The sequence below is a fragment of the Nostoc sp. NOS(2021) genome, assembly GCF_017115025.1.
Lineage (GTDB): Bacteria > Cyanobacteriota > Cyanobacteriia > Cyanobacteriales > Nostocaceae > Nostoc.
In genome coordinates this window covers 1-16,853 of the sequence record NZ_JABXKM010000027.1, presented here as the reverse complement: position 1 = coordinate 16,853, position 16,853 = coordinate 1, and the positions used below count along the sequence as shown (strand labels likewise).

Sequence of the window (16,853 nt, the reverse complement as noted above, 5' to 3'; positions counted from 1 at the left end):
GGACATAAGCTAATCATAAAACACTGACACCAAGAGACTTTCAAGCCTGTTCCCTATTCCCTATTCTCTGTTCCCTGTTCCCTGCTATACTATATCTAAATTTAATTAAAGTCTTGTAGAGTGGGCATCTTGCCCGCTCTAATTATGCAAATTAAAGGTGGAACAGCTGACTATAGCAGTTCTCGTTTGGATGCAGCACAGCATTGCTGTGCCCCAGTGAACTAGGGAATGGGGAGAATTCAAAGCCTCCGTCCCCGCGTCCCTCACTCCAATGGTAGCGTCACAGTAGAGAGCCAAAAATCTTCAATACTCTTGACGATTTGGAATAGCTGATTAAGGTTGCGGGATTTAGTAATATAGCAATTCACATGCAAATTGTAGCTCTCAATAATGTCATCCTCATTTTTTGAGGTTGTTAAGATAACGACTGGAATACGTTTTAGTACTGGGTCAGTTTTAAGTTCCGCCAGCACTTCTCTACCATCTTTTTTGGGCAAATTCAAATCTAGGAGGATGAGGTCAGGACGCCGTGCATTAGCATATTCACCTTCTTGGCGTAAATAAGCCATAGCATCTATGCCATCCTTGACCGTGACCACCTCATGTGACACCGAACTATTTTTCAACGCTTCTTGAATTAAGCGAATGTCGGCTTTATTGTCCTCGACCAAAAAGATCATTTTATGTTTTTCTCCCCTTTCTGCGCTCAAGTTCACGTCCTCCAACTGGAATCGTAAAGTAGAAGGTTGCGCCTTCACCTAGTTTTGACTCTACCCAGATCCGCCCCCGGTGGCATTCGACAATCTTCTTACATATAGCTAAACCCATACCTGTACCGATATATTCATCCCGTGTATGGAGGCGCTGAAAGATCACGAAAATGCGATCGCTAAATTGTGGGTCAATGCCAATACCATTATCCTGAACTGAGAACAGCCATGCATCTTCTATCCTTTTTGCTCCCACATGTATTTGTGGCGGCTGTTCACTGTGGAACTTAATGGCGTTACCGATGAGGTTTTGGAATAGCTGCATCAGTTGGGTGCTGTCCGCCATCACGGTTGGTAAGGTGTCCTGGGTGATCGTAGCCCCACTTTCATTAATGCGTTGACGCAAATTGCCTAGCGCCCGATCTAAGGCTGTTTTTACCTCGGTTATTTGAAATGCGATCGCCTGCATATCCACTTTCGAGTATGCCAGCACGTCATCAATCAATGTCTGCATCAGGGTAACTCCCTGCACAGCGTAGCTGATAAACTCGTGGCCTTCTTCGTCGAGTTGTTCACCATAGCGCATCTCCAACAGCTGCACGTAATTCACAACTTGATTAAGAGGTTCTTGCAAGTCATGGGAGGCGACGTAGGCAAACTTTTTCAGGTCTGCGTTAGAACGTTCTAAATCCTGGGCTAACTGGGCAAGTTCATCGGCTTGACGCAGCACAATATTGACAATTGCTTTCCGCAGTTCCAAGGCTGCTTTAACTTCTACATCTTTCCAAGGTAAAGATGTTAAGCGGACGGTTTCTTTCCACAGTTCAAATGATTTGCGTGGACATAAACGGACATTTCCTCCTGACTGGCTAACTTCAAACGCCTGATTAGGATCGCCACCCCAATTTACAGTTTGAATTACTTCTGGTCGAAACCATAAAACATAATTTCGTTTGGCGATGGGAATAGCTAATAAACCGCTAGCGACGTTTTTAAAACTTTCGGCATCTGGATAAATCTGCGGCAAAGAATCTGTATAGAATACTTCTTCCTCAACGTTATTCTTGAGCCATTGGATTAAAAAATTCAGGTCTTCTTCTTTAGGCGTTTCACCAACTACCGTGCAATTTCCCCCAAAACACACGGCTGCGCCTTGAGCGCTAGCCAAATCTAAAAGATTTTGTGGGTTTTTAACTAAACCATCAATAAAGTTTTCGTCTTGAGACATATGTTCAATCAGTCTTGATTGAATATATGTCATATTTATCTGGCGATCGTGGTCTTCTGTCTCTTCTCTAACTGAAATTTCGGTAAATATTAATCGCCCCAAAAATTCGCAAGCTTTACGCAATTCGTAGGAAATATATTTAGAGGACTGATGATGACAAGCAATTAGCCCCCAGAGTTTTTGGTCTTTAATTAAAGAGATAGTAAGCGAAGCACCAACACCCATATTATGCAAGTACTCCATATGACAGGGAGCAGCACTTCTGAGAATAGAGTTGGTTAAATCAATCGGGCGATCGTTAATTGGATTATTGACAGGAAAAACTTTTACTGGCTCAGAAGAAGAATCCGGGATGATTCTGATCGAATTGACAGCAAATAATTTTCTCGCTGGTTTGGGAATATCTGATTCTGGGTAATGCAGTCCTAAGTAGGGTTCTAGGCTTTCTAGTTTTTCTTCAGCGACAACAGAACCATGTCCATCATCATCGAATTTATATAGCATTACCCTGTCAAATTCCGTTATTTTCTGAACTTCTTGAACGATAACTTGACAAAACTCCCGGAGGTTTGATGTGTTTTTTAGTTGATTTATGGAAGCTTGAGCTAGATGATAAAAGCTTAAAAATGGAATATTTTCCTGAGTAGTAGCAGGTTCTAATTCCAGAATTAAAAATCCTTCTTGATTGCGGTGAAATACTGCATCAAATACTATGTATTCATCATCTTTTTTTCGCACCCAAACTCTGGTGGAATTGATGAAATCAAGATTTGCCCCGGATAGCCCTGTTTTAATTCTCTCTATTTGGAATGGGTCGAGTAAATCTTCTAGTTTTTTTTGCAACATATTTTCGGGAGTGATTCCGAAAATGTTTAATGTATTAGTGCTAACTTGTAATATTTTTAGCTCAGGCTCCTCCAAGACTAACAAGACACCATGAGGCTGAATTTGACTAGAAAGATGAATCGATGCCTCTTTCAAGCTAATTAAATTAATACCTGGCAATTTTAAGTTCATTTTGATGATATCCTCCTCTATTCTTCGGGAGCATCAAAACTAGAGTATCTATAATAACGGAGAATGATAAATGTCAAAAATTTTATAAGTTCTCATTTATTATTTTTACTTAGTATCTAATTTACCATGCCCTGGTGTTGCGTTTTGCAGCTTTACTTTCATCTGCTTGCGCTTTGAACAGTTTAACAGTAAATAAAGCTACATAGTGATAAGAAATGTGAAACCCATGTGATTAAACAAATCTGTATGTATATGTATAGCTATGTTAAGTTTAGAAATTAGTTATACCAATTCTATGTGAGACTGCGCTTTATTCACGTAGGGGCAATTCATGAATTGCCCCTACAGCGCGGTTTTGGGTAAGTTCTATAGGCGCATCTTCAAAAAGAAATGGTATTAGGAGTTAGGAGTTAGGAGTTATTATTCTAGAACTAGCCCTTTCAAGGTCACTGATAAAATCTCTGCTTTTCTCTCTGCGTTCTCCGTGCCTCTGCGGTTTAAAAGTTATTTATTTAACCTTATTAGGCGCAGAGAACACAGAGAAAAGAGGAATTATTATCCAAAAATTTTACCCACCTTGAAAGGGCTAGTCCTATATTCTTCCAATGCCCAATGCCCAATGCCCCTTATTTAATCAAATCCAAGACTTGAACCACATTCGCAGATTATAACCTTCATGGGAGAGGGGTAAACCCAAATAAATGGGCATCCAGAAAATAAAAGCAGCCATAATGATAAAAGTAATGGTGACACCTAGCACCCGGAGTTGTTGATAATAACTGCGAAGACACTGATCAACAAACCAAGCGATCGCTAAAAATATAAACACCACTGCACACATATAGTGATATATAAAAACGCATCTTGTCACTTCCACCCAAGGTAATAAGTTAGCAGCATAATTTATAACTAAATACAAGGCAATCCAAGTATCAACACTAAGAGTTGCTCTCTCAGAAAAATGCTTTTCCTTCACCCAAAAAATCACTAGTTGTGACACCAGCATCCCGATTAAAAATAACATGGCAGCAACACCAAACCACCACAAAAATGGATTGCCCATTGCATGGACATCATAAACAACTTGCCCAGCACCGGCAGGCAAAGGCGGCCCCATTACAGGTAAGGGTTCGGTGATACTTTCAGCCGTTTGATAATAATATGCCATTGGCCGAGTCATCAAGGGCCATTTATACCAGGGGGCACAATAAGGATGCACATTGGGACTATTGCCACCTAAATGTAAGTGAAACTTCAAAATTTCTTGATGTACTGCGATAAATCCGTACCTTTTATCTAGTTGAAGCTGGGGAATCCAGATGATGCTGTAGATAAAAGCTGGGATAATTCCTAGATAAAACAGCATCTGAAAAATATTTAGCTGAGTCAAGTTTTGTAGTGGTGTCTGAGATGAGGAAGATGAGGGAGAATAAGTACTAACTTCTGCCTCCTGCCTCCTGCCTTCTCCCTCCTTCAATGAGGGGAATGTAAAAAAGAGTTTGGGGTTAGGAAAAGAATGTATCAAATGAATTAGCCAAGCTGCTATCCAAGTGAGATAAACACCTGACAGGAACCATAAACCATTCCACTTAGTACCGACTGACGCACCAAAAGTAATGCCAGCAAAAACTAACCAAAAAGAACGTCGCCGATTTTGATTATCTAATGCTAGTAATAAAAACCAGTGACCTAACAAACCAAAGATGACGATATAAATATTACTTAAAGCATAGCGAGACTCAACTAGAAAAATGCCATCACAAGCTGTGAACAAACCTGCAAGGATTGCAAAGCTACGGCGATAACTCAATTGATAAGCGATCGCAGCCACAACTAAAGGGATAAATGAGCCTGTGAGGGCATTTAACCAACGATAAGTCCAAGGCGATCGCATTGAACCTGTCAACCCATTTAGCGTATCGTGCCAAAAAGGAATGTGACTACCAATCCAAATGCCGATACCAATAATATATTGACTTAGCGGCGGATGAGCATTAAAAAATGGCGTATGCGTGAGATAATTATTACCGAATTTAGCAAAGTAAACTTCATCAAATACCAGAGTGTTGAATCGCTCCAGTCCCCAAAACCGTAAGGCAAGTGAGAGAAGAAATACACTCACCATCCCAATTCGGAACCACTTTTTATTCATTAGTCATTAGTCATTTGTCATTGGGCATTGGGCATTGGGCATTGGGCATTGAGCATTGGGCATTGGGCATTGGGCATTAGTTAATAATTAATAGTTTTTCTTCCCCTATTCCCTATTCCCTATTCCCCCTCTATTCTTACAGGTGCATCTAGTTGGAACAGGAGTAGTTCAATACCGTAATATTTGTTTGTCCGCCCCACTGGTTTCATACCCAATCGTTCGGTTACATGGATTGAAGCATGATTTTCTGACTTCACTACGGCATAAATCACTGGCAAGTTCAAAAGACTAAATCCGTAGTTGAGCATAACTTGTCCTGCTTCTGTTGCATACCCTTTACCCCAAGAAGTTCGCCTCAAGTGCCAGCCTACCTCATAATCTTGAGTAGGTAAACCATCTTTGTCGGGCAATTCTTTGAGAAGGATAGTTCCTACAATTGTTGTAGTTTGCTTTTCGACAATTGCCCAAGATCCGGTACCATTGTTGCGTAGGCGGGAGCGCTCGATACCTTCAATCAAGCGCTGACGCTGTGACTCAATGCTTGCGGGGCGAGAAGCTTTACTGAGAAAGTGCGTAACTTCAGGGTCACTGTACATTACAAAGGCTTGCTCGGCATCGCGTTCGGGTATCCAACTGCGAATAATCAAGCGTTCGGTTTCCAACAGAATTGTCATCTTACCTTTGACTAAACTAAATCGCCATTCTGCAAAATAGTAAGATACTTATGGTTGAGCGGTCAAAAGTTATGTAGACAATTACACAAACAAAATATGGCGATCGCTATGATATGGGCAGTTATCCAGAAGTTCAACTAGCATTGGTTATCTCATATCTTGCACCGGGCGACTAGAAGTCGCGGCTACACGAGCAAAACCCGCCTACGCGGGTTTCAAACCCTTAATTTGGCGTTAGTTGGCGTAGGCGGACGAGAGTTTGTATAGCCGCGATTTCTAATCGCCAGGGCTAGGTGCAAGATATAAGTTATGCGATCGCATATTCTGAATCTTTCCTCAGTTCCTCAGACCGAAATCCCAATACAATCCGATCCTTTGCCACACCAGCCCTAACTAGTTCCGTTGCTACCCCCTCTTCAGTACCATCACGTTGAATCCAAATTTTGCCATCAATAATATCAATGTGAATCATACAGCCGTGAACGCGACGAGTCACAGTAGGAGACAAATCATAGGCTGGTTCTCTTCCCAAAATCATCAAGAGGTAGCGGTCTTGTTCGCTGTCGAAAACTGTCTCAAATTGAATATTGCCAGCACTAAAGGGGATTTTTGTATGTTCAATCAGAATATTCCGAATCAACTGCTTGTATTGCTCCAAGGTATCCATCTAAAAATAACCTCTTGCTCTAGCTGAAATACAACAATATAAACTTTGTAATCTTCTACCAAAAGTTTAGCAATTGGCTCATCAAAGATATCGGCGTATACTTCGTCCCGAACGGCGAGATAGAGAACGCGATCGGGATTGGTTCTAGTCATCACAGAGCGGTATGCAAGGTACTGTCCCAATGCGTGTTCGAGAGCGGTCATGTCCGATACGCTGCGAAACGTTTTAATCTCAACGGCTATCTGCTGTCCTTCCTTTTCAGCAGCAATCAATTTCTCTGCACCCAAGTCAACATACATATCCCTTTTTCCCCACTTCAAATGAAAGGGATCGTCGGTAATCGTCCAGCCATCTTTGATTAGGGCATTTTTGACGTTCTGGTGGTAGCGGTCTCTAACTGGCATAAATTACTCGAATTACGTTAGCGTAGCGGTAGCGAGTCCGCGAGCGTCATTACAAATTACTACCCTCGACTTTTGCCACTTCCAGCATCGTCTTTAAAACCGAATCTGGATTCAGACTAATCGAGTCAATTCCTTGTTCCACCAAAAACTGAGCAAATTCTGGATAGTCGCTGGGTGCTTGCCCACAAATGCCGATTTTGCGATCGCATTTTTTCGCCGCTTCTATGGCCATTTTCACCATTCGCTTCACACCCTGACTGCGTTCATCAAATAACCGCGCCACCAATGCCGAATCCCTATCTATCCCCAGTGTCAACTGAGTTAAATCATTAGAACCAATGGAGAAACCATCAAATACCTCAGCAAACTCCTCAGCCATAATCACATTATTCGGCAACTCGCACATCACATAAACCTGCAAGTCGTTAACACCTTGCTTTAAACCATTTTTTGCCATCTCTGCCAAAACCAAACGCCCTTCATCGGGAGTGCGACAAAAGGGAATCATTGGGATCACATTCGTCAAACCCATTTCTTCCCTTACCCGCTTGATGGCATGACATTCTAGGGCAAAAGCTTCTCTGTAACCTTGATCATAGTAACGCGCCGCCCCTCGCCAACCCAGCATTGGGTTTTCTTCATGGGGTTCAAACTGTCGCCCACCTAACAAGTTGGCATATTCATTACTTTTAAAATCTGACGTTCGCACAATCACTGGTTTGGGATAAAATGCCGCCGCAATTCTACCTATGCCTTGGGCTAATTTATCTACAAAATATTGGGGTTTATCGTCGTAAAGTGCAGTAATATCAGCAATTTTAGCTTTCACAAATTCATCTTTTAACAATTCATAATGAATCAAGGCCATTGGATGAATTTGAATTTGGTTAGCGATGATAAATTCTGTCCGTGCTAAACCTACGCCATCGTTGGGAATTGCTGATAAACTCAATGCTTCTTGAGGATTACCCACATTCATTAAAATTTGAGTGCGGGTGCGGGGTAAGTTCTCTAAAGGAACTTCTTGAACTTCAAAAGGTAATAAGCCTGCATAAACTTTTCCCTCTTCGCCTTCAGCGCAAGAAATTGTTACCTCTTGACCAGGTTTCAATATTTCTGTAGCATTGCCGCATCCCACGATCGCAGGTACACCTAATTCTCGTGCAATAATTGCTGCATGGCAATTACAGACAATCACTGGTGTATATTTGTTGGTGAATACAACATAGTTATGATGTTCGCCAACTGTAATATTGAACACATCATCATCAAGAGTATCTTGATCAACTGCAACCACCCGTTGCATCCGAATATCCCCTGCAATTAGTTGATGGAATTTGCCAATTTTCTGTAGTTGTTTGTCAGAGATTAGGAAATTATTATCTCTTCTGAGTTTTATCTCTCCTATGGTGTTATCACCAAATAGTTGTTTGGTAGCAAAGAAGCGTGTTTGTATTACTCTATCGCTAACTTTACCTTTAACTCTATTGGTAAACTGCAATATTTCTGCTAATTTCTCAACCAACTGTACATTGTGTATTCCTCTATTTTTCGTCACTTGAGGAACAGTACCTATTTTTAAACAAGCGACAATTACAGCTTGTAATAGAAGTTCTTCTAACACATATATATGAATGCGATTATTAAAGTAACAGCCATTTCTATCAATTACACCTGCGAGGAAATTATAAGCAAATACCACAGATTTGTTGAGCAATATACTAACAATATTTTGCTCTTTATCGTACAAATTGGAGGCTATTTGTTTAGAGGATGTTTGAAAAGTATTGGGCGAATAGAATTCGCTACTAGACAAACAAAGTCCACCTGCGTGGACTAATGAAGAATCAAGAGTTTTTAACCCACGCAGGTGGGTTTTGTCTGTGTAGCCGTGACTTCTAGTCGCCAGGGCTTCTATAAATTGCTTGATGTTTTCTTTTTGAGGCGCATCCAGCTGGGGAATATTTTCTGCTACTACCACCATTTCTTGGGCTGCAAGCATATCTTGAATTTCAGTTTTTAGATATTCACCACCTCTAATATTAACCATTTTGTGATCTGGAGTCAGGCGCAAGTAGTTGTCAGTAATTCTACCTGTTTGAGAGACGCTGACACTAATCATTTTTGATTGTCTTTTCATTGAATCAAGAATTGGTTGCCACTCTATTTTGTTCGTCTGGGTATTTAATGATAGAGTTAGCAAACCTTCATAACCTTGCTCATAAATCTCACGCAAGGTCATAAAACCTTTATTGGTTAAAACCTTTGTTTTTCCATCAAAGCATGTTCGTCCCCCAGAATTAGTGACAATTGCACTGGCGCGTTTCATAATTGGTTCCCAATCGGGGTCAGTTCTCTCTGTCACCAAAACTTCCCCGGCTTTGAACTGTCCGAGTTTCTGAACATCTAAAATTAGACGTGCTTTTCCTTGACTAATTGCTTCACCAATTGCCCGCCCGGTAATTAGAGGGATTAGGGATTGCGAAGATTTTTCTCCAGTCCCTAGTCCCCAGTTCCCAGTCTCCAATAACAACCGATAACTCCGCAATACATTTCCCGTCCTCTGTGACTGGACGGTTTCGGGACGCGCTTGCACAATAAAAAGTTGGTTAGTAATCCCATCTTTTGCCCACTCGATATCCATTGGAGTGTAAATACCGTGGACTTGGGAATAATGGTCTTCAATTAAACACGCCCAAGTTGCTAATTGTAAAATTTCTTGATCACTCAGGGCGAATTTGCCTCTTTCGCTGGCCGAAACCGAAATATTTTTTGTAAATTTGGAGCCGTCATCATAAATCATTTTCAATTCTTTACTGCCCAATTTTTTATCGATAATTGGGCGGAAACCAGCTTTTAAAGTTGGTTTAAAAACATAATATTCATCGGGATTTACAGACCCTTGGACAACGTTTTCTCCTAAACCGTAGGCGGCTGTAATTAGTGCCGCATCCTTAAAACCGGTTTCTGTATCAATGGAGAACATCACCCCAGAAGTTGCTAAGTCAGAGCGCACCATTTTTTGCACGCCCACAGCTAAAGCAATGCTAAAATGGTCAAATCCCTTGGTGTGGCGATAAGAAATGGCGCGATCGGTAAATAGGGAAGCAAAGCATTTATGACAAGCTGCTAAAACTCCTTCGGCACCGACAACGTTGAGGTAAGTTTCCTGCTGTCCGGCAAAACTAGCATCGGGTAAGTCTTCAGCAGTGGCGCTAGAACGGACTGCCACATCTGTCTCTGCATTGTATCGTTCACAAAGACTATGGTAAGCTGTGGCGATCGCTTCTCGCAATTCTACAGAAAATGGTGTGTGGATTAATAGCGATCGCGCTTTTTTCCCTCGTTCCCGTAAATTTTTGACATCTTCAACATCCAAGTCAGCAAAAAGTTGGCGTAGCTTTGCTTCTAACCCTGCTGATTGAATAAAATAACGATAAGCGTAAGCAGTGGTGGCAAATCCGCCGGGAACATTAATACCTTTGGGCGTTAGCTGTTGAATCATTTCCCCCAGTGAGGCATTCTTCCCACCAACTACAGGGATATCAGCAATACCAACTTCATCAAACCAGAGAATGAGCGATCGCTCTTTGGAAAATTGAGATAAAGTGCTTGTTGATACTGTAGCCATAAATATTACCTTTTAAGTTTATACTCAATTTGTCAGTGTATAACCGCTAGTATATTTTGCCCATATTCAATTTTAGATTTGGCGATGAAATGCAAAGCTATGTGAATAAAAATTAACAATTATTCACGTTAATAGCTGTATCAAAATCTGATTTTTCACGGTATTTGGAAAACCTCTCTCTAAATCTCTCTCTTAAGAGGAGAGAGACTTTGAATTTTCCCCCTTAGAGGGTCGGAAAGGGGGTTAGGGGGTTAGGTTTTTTGTGGGCTTTTCCACATGACGCGAAAAGTCAGGTATCAAAATATCGAATGCAATACACAATGATACAATTAGAACGACTATTGAAAATGGCAGAAGATGAGCTAACTGAGTACAGCACTGATGCCCGCAAAATAGAAAAATTGCGCCGTAAAATAGGTTTAACAGTATCGGCAACAGAACAGCAGCAAGTCAAAGAGGCATTACTCGCTACTATAAAATCTAATATAATTACTCAAATTGTGGAAGAACAAAGACAAGCGGTAGCCTTACCATTTTGGGGAATTGCGGGATTGGGTTTGTTATTGGGAATTTCTTTAAATCAACCCATAGGCTTGTTAGCGTCTGTAGTTGGGACTGTATTAGCTTACAGAATTCAGAAATGGGGCTGGAAATTGCAGGCAACTCGTTTATTGTTACAAACGTTGGAAAATATGGAAATGCAGAAGCTGTCGTAACGAACATCACGACATTCCTAACAAACATCACGACATTCCTAACAAACATCACGACATTCCTAACGAACATCACGATATTCCTAACGAGCATCACGACATTCCTAACGAACATCGCGCTGTTTTAAGAACAAGATACAGAATGAAGTTAAAAAACAATACGCTTGGGTTAAGAAAAATTGTTTTGTGCAAAAGCCAAAAGGCAGACAGCGCAAAGGATGCCTGTACAAATACATTGAAAACAAGAAGCTCAAAGACGGCGCGATCGCATCTTACCCCCGTGTTATTGGACACAGACAGCCTGATAATCCTACTCATTGGAGGTGGGGCTTTAACTGGGAAATAAAGGATGAAGATGGAGAGTGGGAGGGGAGGAGTATTGGCAGCATTCCTGTGGGTGCGATGGCGTCTACGCCCGCCGCAGGCATCGCACTTATCCAATCTATGCAAAATGAAGGGGTCAGTTTAGAAGAAATAATTGGTTTTATTAGAAGGGCGAAAGCTAAGAAATGTTAACAATTTAGGGGTGTAATTAAAGCCCTATAAAGGTTTCTTAGAGGAAACAAGCGATCGCTCCAGAAAGTCTATGTCTGGTGTAAGTAGTATCGAGCAAATCTTAAATAAATTCCAGTTCATCTATAAAAACAAATTCGCACTTCCCTTGGTGAAACCCAAACATGACAAATTCCAGAAATGACAAAAAATCTCTTTGGGAAATTATTTGGCGATGCATTGAGAAGGGCTGTAGGGCGAACGCTACGGCTTTGCAACACAACCAAAATTTTAATTTTAATTAGATATCAATATTTATCTGTTCTATCTGTCTAGCAGCTTTATCCCAAAGCTTTGCAGAAATCTCATCTTTCCAATGAGTTCTGAGATTTTCTGCTTTTTTATGACTGATTCGTTCTAACATTTCTAGAACTGCGGCTAATGTTAATTGATCAACAATTGCCTCTAAAGAATCCATATATTCTTTTGTCATAACTAACCTCTTCAATAACTTTTAACATTTTTTACTAATTTTACATATTCAGATCGGTAATCTATATTATTACATCTAACAATTATATTAGCTGATAAGTGAAAAGTTTGAGGAAGTTGTGAGAAATGCCAAGAAACGAGGATTTTTTCTCAAGGAGAAGTTTTTGTATTAAAAACTGCTGCTTTGTAATTTCAGTCGTGAAAAGTCAGGCTGTAACTGTGCTATTTCGGTGAGAGTTTATCCCCAAGTTCTTTGCTCTCCTCGCAAACAGCACAGTGTCAGCAAACCTTTTCTCTACAGTCCGCGACATACTCCATTACATGAGCAACCGATTGGCAACTCACAATATAAACGGAAATTACGCAATACCGACACCACCCGTTACGCCATAAACCTCTCCTGTGATATAGCTTGCCTCCTGTGAAGCAAGGAGAACGTATATTGGAGCGATCTCTACCGGCTGTCCGGGTCGTCCGATCGGAACCGTAGAGCCAAATTTCTCAATCTTTTCTTGAGTCTGACCGCCACTAGGCTGTAGCGGTGTCCAGAACGGACCCGGCGCTACAGCATTGACGCGCACACCCTTCTCAATCATTTGTTTGGAAAGTGCTTTGCTGAAAGCAACAATGCCTGCTTTGGTGAGCGCATAGTCAATGATGTTCTCTGAAGGTTCATACGCCTGAATAGAAGTTGTATTAATGATGGCTGCACCCGGTTTCAGGTGTGGCACTGCCGACTGCGTAATCCAAAAGAGCGCGTATAGGTTGGTTTTAAGCACCTTATCGAACTGCTCGGAGCTGATATCGCCAAGAGAGGGCTGAGTTTCTTGTGCGCCAGCATTGTTGACAAGAATATCTAAACCACCCAGAGATTCTACTGCGTCCGCCACGAGTTTTCGGCAAAAATTCTCATCCTTGATGTCACCTCCAAGAGCGACGGCTTTGCGTCCTGTTTGTTCGATCAGTTCTATAACCTCTCGTGCATCCGGTTCTTCACTGGGAAGATAGGAGATTGCCACATCAGCCCCTTCACGCGCAAACGCGATCGCTACGGCACGTCCGATACCGGAATCTCCTCCGGTAATCAACGCCTTTCGGTTTGTAAGTTTTCCACTTCCTGTATAGCTCTGTTCGCCGTGATCCGGCTGAGGATTCATCTGTTGAGCTAGTCCCGGTGCTGGCTGCGGCTGACGGGGGAAGGGCGGCCCTGGATATTGCTGACGTGGATCTTGCATCTTCAATCGAGCGTTTGTCATCTCTTACTCCCATATTGTGATGAATTCAATTGTAAAATCACTTTTCCATCGCATCTACCCACTTGGTGCAGGATTCAAGTTGTAATTAGTAACAGCTTTAAGACTCTGGTGCATCTGTTCGACTCTACCTGACGGCAGACTACAAACACAGCGAACTCATCCATAGCAAAACATTTGGGAGATTATTGACCTTTTTTGAATTCAAAACTCACCCATTCAAAATTCAGATCGCACAGCGTTAGCGAGTCCGCGAGATATCGGGAGCATCCCAGTTTTTGCAAAGAGGGCAAAAATCAGTCAGAATAAGTAAGATGAGTGTATTTACTTACCGATGACCCCAGAACAAAAGCAAGCTCTTCAAGAACATATTCAAGCGATCGCTAACAGAATCTGAAATACAATAAGTTTTAGAGCAAGTTCAAAATGCTTTTCCCAACTTGACTGATTGGGAATACAATAATGAAAAAAATGAGGAGTATTACGTCGGCTTCTCTATTTGGGGACAATTAATTGTTAACCCCGAAGAATTAATAATGCCACGGCGTTTTTTTATTACACTCGATACTTATGAAGACAAGTGGCAAGGATGTTTAACGATAGGGCAACCTAGCAATATGATGGTCAAGTGCTGATACAGGTGATGCCCATTTAGTAGATACGGAACCAAGTGAAACTTTACAAGAGGCAATTTTAGCACTCAAGGCAAAAATAGTAGAACTGTTGGCAGCTTTTTCTGCTTAGGATGGGGGACAGCGACGGTGTAGAGCGATCGCTGCACCTATCACTCAGGAGTAATTTCTTAGAGGAAATAAGCGCGATTCAGCCATAGTAGCGATTATATACTCTACCATTTTCCTTATTCAAGCCCATCAGTTACTGTGACTCTTGCTTTTTCTAATCCCTAATTATTGACGTTGGTCTACTTGACGCTCATCCTGACGTTGGTCTACTTGACGCTCATCCTGACGTTGGTCTACTCGGCGTTCATGCTGACGCTGCCCAAATCTACGCTCATGCTGACGCTGCCCAAATCGACGTTCATGCTGACGTTGGTCTACTCGACGCTCATGCTGACGTTGGTCTACTCGACGCTCATGCTGACGTTGGTCTACTTGACGCTCATGCTGACGTTGGTCTACTTGGCGCTCATCCTGACCTTGATCTACTTGGCGCTCATTTTCTACGGTTCCTTGAGCAGAGACTCGCTCTAAACCTGTACTGGAAGCCAACATTAGACCTAACAGACAATAACCGATAATTTTCTTCATCAAAGATACGCTTTTAATCAAACATAGTTAAGCTCTAGCTTGGCATTGCAGTCAGGTCGCAGTCATCGTTGAAAACTCTACATCTACTTAAAGTTTAGATAAAGCGCATTCGATAAGCTTCGGGTGATAACCAAGAACCATCTTCTAGTTGCTGGTAGCCGGACGGTACTTGTTCTAGTGGCAGATTTCCTGCCTTGAACGTTATGGGCGATCGCTGCACCAACGCACCTATTGAATTACGTCCTCAACCATCATCAGTTTGGCTTGACGAACCGTATTGTCATGCGTAGGCGTAGCCCGTCGTAGACATCGCTCTCCTAAACCCGTTAACAGGTTTATTGCATTTCAGTTCTGGGGGGAATGGCACGAAGACTCATGTGAAACCTCGTCAGGGCAGGGTGTTGGGTGTTGGGTGTAGTAAACAATCAAAAAAAGTAAAAATAAGTACGAACATGAATAAATTTCTTCATCACTACATCCCACACCCAAAAGCCAGGAATACCAGGGATTTACGCTTTTCTTAGTGCCATTCAGCCTTAACCTAAGCGTATTCAGTTAAAAAACGCTCTAACTAGACAAAATACTTGGGTTCAATAACCTGTTCGATACTAAAAGGGCACTCAAGGGGAAAAGTTTCTATTGGTATTTGAGTCTCATTTGCTGCGTCTCGACGGGCGCGGCGATAATATTTCTGTATCCACTCCCAGTCTTCTAGAAAGCGCTGCAAACTGGGAGTATCTTCCAGACAATCCTGAATTTTATTTCGGCAGTTTGAGATTGTGTTAACCCAACTTTTGGTTTTTCGCTCTGGTAGATATTGGCATTTGAGTAAGTGCATTAAAAGCACCTGCAAATAACTTCCAAGTTCCTTTTGTTCACTCCGACCCAAAGCCTCTAGTTCCTCTACCAAATGTTCTACGTCTAACTCAGCCCAACGTCCTTTCTTCAGGCACTCAGCTTGTTGTTGTGTCCACAGCAGAAAGTCCTGATTGTAGAGTGTTGCTTTACTCATCAACAGTTACCCCCTCTGCTTTCAGCGACATTTCTCATATTTTCGCCCAATGCAATGCTGTACTAGACATCTTACAATTATTGTCTCCTCACAGCAATTGTGTAACTAGGTAGATGTGAGGCATCTGCTTGAGTTTTCACAAGTCGCCAGTCATTATCTATATATAAATGCTCAAACACTTGAGAAGTTGCTAAGGATGTTTTTTGAAATTCCTTAGCATCATTTATCTCTATATTTTCTAAGTTGAGAGCTTTAGGCAAAGCCACTTTTGACGCATTCGGCTTGACTTTAGTGTTAACTACATTAGTAAACCAGTTGTAGACTGATTCTAAAGTTAGAGGAATTTCTCTATTTTTAAAAGCCTGAAATCTATCAATGTTTTGAAGATACCATTTGCCATTTTGAACTCCATACTTTTGGATTACCATGAAATCATAAGCTGGTAATTGTGATTGAAAATTCTGGGATAGAGACGACTCTTTTGCCAGTATATAGCGAGCTATACTGGCACAGTAACCATCTTGCTGGAAAATCTGGAAGCACTGGTCTTGTATTCTTTTCGGTAAACTTTCATGAAATGATATGGTAGACCAGATTGGTGTCCAAACACCCACCAAAAGCCGTAATTGCTCTGTAACACTGAAAACAGGATTGTGTTGGCTCAACTTGATAAAATAGGGAAGTAATTCAGTTTTATAAAAATTTATTTCGGCATTTAAAGGTTCTGGGTTTCGATCTTGAAGGCGTGCCAAAATTTCATTTTTAACTTTAACTTTTTTGGGAGCGCTTAATTGATTTTCTAGTAAGAGGTCGAGCATTACCATTTACCTTTTTCTCATTTTTTTAGATGACTTGGTAAGAATTCAAAACTGGTGAGTTTAGTGCTCATCAAGGTATCATGCATCCTTTTATCTTGTAAAAGGTAGAGCTTTTTAGCTCCTCCTTTTGACAGTTTTTAGGTGTTTATCTGCTTGATATTATCGATCTTAACTTTCCAAATGGTGTGATCCAGATCACTGTAAACTAAAATCTATAGCCCTACTTAATCATTCGTGAACAACAAGATCCCCGACTTCTCTAAGGATGCTGCTGGCGAATTAGGGGTCTAACCCATACTAGGTTAGACCCCCGATAAGT

The 16,853-nt window shown here is 41.5% G+C and carries 15 protein-coding genes; 2 read left to right on the top strand and 13 right to left on the bottom strand.

Annotated features, from left to right (window positions below; translation table 11 throughout):
- Positions 1-263: 263 nt before the first annotated feature.
- The 7 genes from HWQ41_RS02140 to ppsA all read right to left on the bottom strand — a co-directional run bounded on the left by HWQ41_RS02140 (position 264) and on the right by ppsA (position 10,483).
- Positions 264-710 carry a response regulator gene (locus HWQ41_RS02140; protein ID WP_292759566.1) on the bottom strand — a complete coding sequence of 149 codons (447 nt, stop codon included), beginning with the start codon at positions 708-710 and terminating at the stop codon, positions 264-266.
- Positions 682-2,961: an ATP-binding protein gene (locus tag HWQ41_RS02135; RefSeq protein ID WP_292759569.1), complete on the bottom strand. Its 2,280-nt coding sequence runs from the start codon at positions 2,959-2,961 to the stop codon at positions 682-684. The genes HWQ41_RS02140 and HWQ41_RS02135 overlap by 29 nt, the downstream gene beginning before the upstream one ends.
- Positions 2,962-3,589: 628 nt before the next feature.
- The gene (locus HWQ41_RS02130; RefSeq protein WP_292759564.1) at positions 3,590-5,107 is read right to left on the bottom strand and encodes a phospholipid carrier-dependent glycosyltransferase; all 1,518 of its coding nucleotides are present in this window, start codon (positions 5,105-5,107) and stop codon (positions 3,590-3,592) included.
- A 119-nt stretch (positions 5,108-5,226) separates the two neighbouring features.
- Positions 5,227-5,781 (bottom strand): GNAT family N-acetyltransferase, encoded by a 555-nt coding sequence (locus HWQ41_RS02125; RefSeq protein WP_292759562.1) that lies wholly within the window; start codon positions 5,779-5,781, stop codon positions 5,227-5,229.
- 307 nt (positions 5,782-6,088) lie between these two features.
- Positions 6,089-6,448 (bottom strand): XisI protein, encoded by a 360-nt coding sequence (locus tag HWQ41_RS02120; protein WP_292759560.1) that lies wholly within the window; start codon positions 6,446-6,448, stop codon positions 6,089-6,091.
- Entirely contained in the window at positions 6,418-6,852 is a 435-nt protein-coding gene (locus HWQ41_RS02115) for an element excision factor XisH family protein (RefSeq protein WP_292759558.1), read from the bottom strand. The genes HWQ41_RS02120 and HWQ41_RS02115 overlap by 31 nt, the downstream gene beginning before the upstream one ends.
- A gap of 49 nt (positions 6,853-6,901) precedes the next feature.
- The gene (gene ppsA, locus HWQ41_RS02110; protein WP_292759556.1) at positions 6,902-10,483 is read right to left on the bottom strand and encodes a phosphoenolpyruvate synthase; all 3,582 of its coding nucleotides are present in this window, start codon (positions 10,481-10,483) and stop codon (positions 6,902-6,904) included.
- A 320-nt stretch (positions 10,484-10,803) separates the two neighbouring features.
- On the opposite strand from ppsA, the gene HWQ41_RS02105 reads away from it, so the two are divergent.
- Both HWQ41_RS02105 and HWQ41_RS02100 read left to right on the top strand, forming a co-directional pair.
- Positions 10,804-11,199: a hypothetical protein gene (locus HWQ41_RS02105; RefSeq protein WP_292759568.1), complete on the top strand. Its 396-nt coding sequence runs from the start codon at positions 10,804-10,806 to the stop codon at positions 11,197-11,199.
- A gap of 183 nt (positions 11,200-11,382) precedes the next feature.
- On the top strand, positions 11,383-11,712 hold the full coding sequence (locus tag HWQ41_RS02100; RefSeq protein ID WP_292759554.1) for a hypothetical protein: 330 nt from the start codon (positions 11,383-11,385) through the stop codon (positions 11,710-11,712).
- A 277-nt stretch (positions 11,713-11,989) separates the two neighbouring features.
- Here the strand turns inward: HWQ41_RS02100 and HWQ41_RS02095 are convergent, their stop codons facing one another.
- The 6 genes from HWQ41_RS02095 to HWQ41_RS02070 all read right to left on the bottom strand — a co-directional run bounded on the left by HWQ41_RS02095 (position 11,990) and on the right by HWQ41_RS02070 (position 16,534).
- On the bottom strand, positions 11,990-12,181 hold the full coding sequence (locus tag HWQ41_RS02095) for a hypothetical protein (protein ID WP_292759552.1): 192 nt from the start codon (positions 12,179-12,181) through the stop codon (positions 11,990-11,992).
- Between the two features lie 358 nt (positions 12,182-12,539).
- A complete protein-coding gene (locus HWQ41_RS02090; protein WP_292759550.1) occupies positions 12,540-13,436 on the bottom strand; it encodes an SDR family oxidoreductase in 897 nt (298 codons plus the stop codon).
- Positions 13,437-14,341: 905 nt separating this feature from the next.
- Positions 14,342-14,704 (bottom strand): hypothetical protein, encoded by a 363-nt coding sequence (locus HWQ41_RS02085; RefSeq protein WP_292759548.1) that lies wholly within the window; start codon positions 14,702-14,704, stop codon positions 14,342-14,344.
- A gap of 94 nt (positions 14,705-14,798) precedes the next feature.
- Positions 14,799-14,924, bottom strand: coding sequence for a hypothetical protein (locus HWQ41_RS02080; protein WP_292759546.1), 126 nt, complete (start codon positions 14,922-14,924; stop codon positions 14,799-14,801).
- A gap of 351 nt (positions 14,925-15,275) precedes the next feature.
- On the bottom strand, positions 15,276-15,716 hold the full coding sequence (locus HWQ41_RS02075; RefSeq protein WP_292759544.1) for a DUF29 domain-containing protein: 441 nt from the start codon (positions 15,714-15,716) through the stop codon (positions 15,276-15,278).
- A 77-nt stretch (positions 15,717-15,793) separates the two neighbouring features.
- On the bottom strand, positions 15,794-16,534 hold the full coding sequence (locus HWQ41_RS02070; RefSeq protein ID WP_292759542.1) for a hypothetical protein: 741 nt from the start codon (positions 16,532-16,534) through the stop codon (positions 15,794-15,796).
- Positions 16,535-16,853 lie beyond the last annotated feature (319 nt).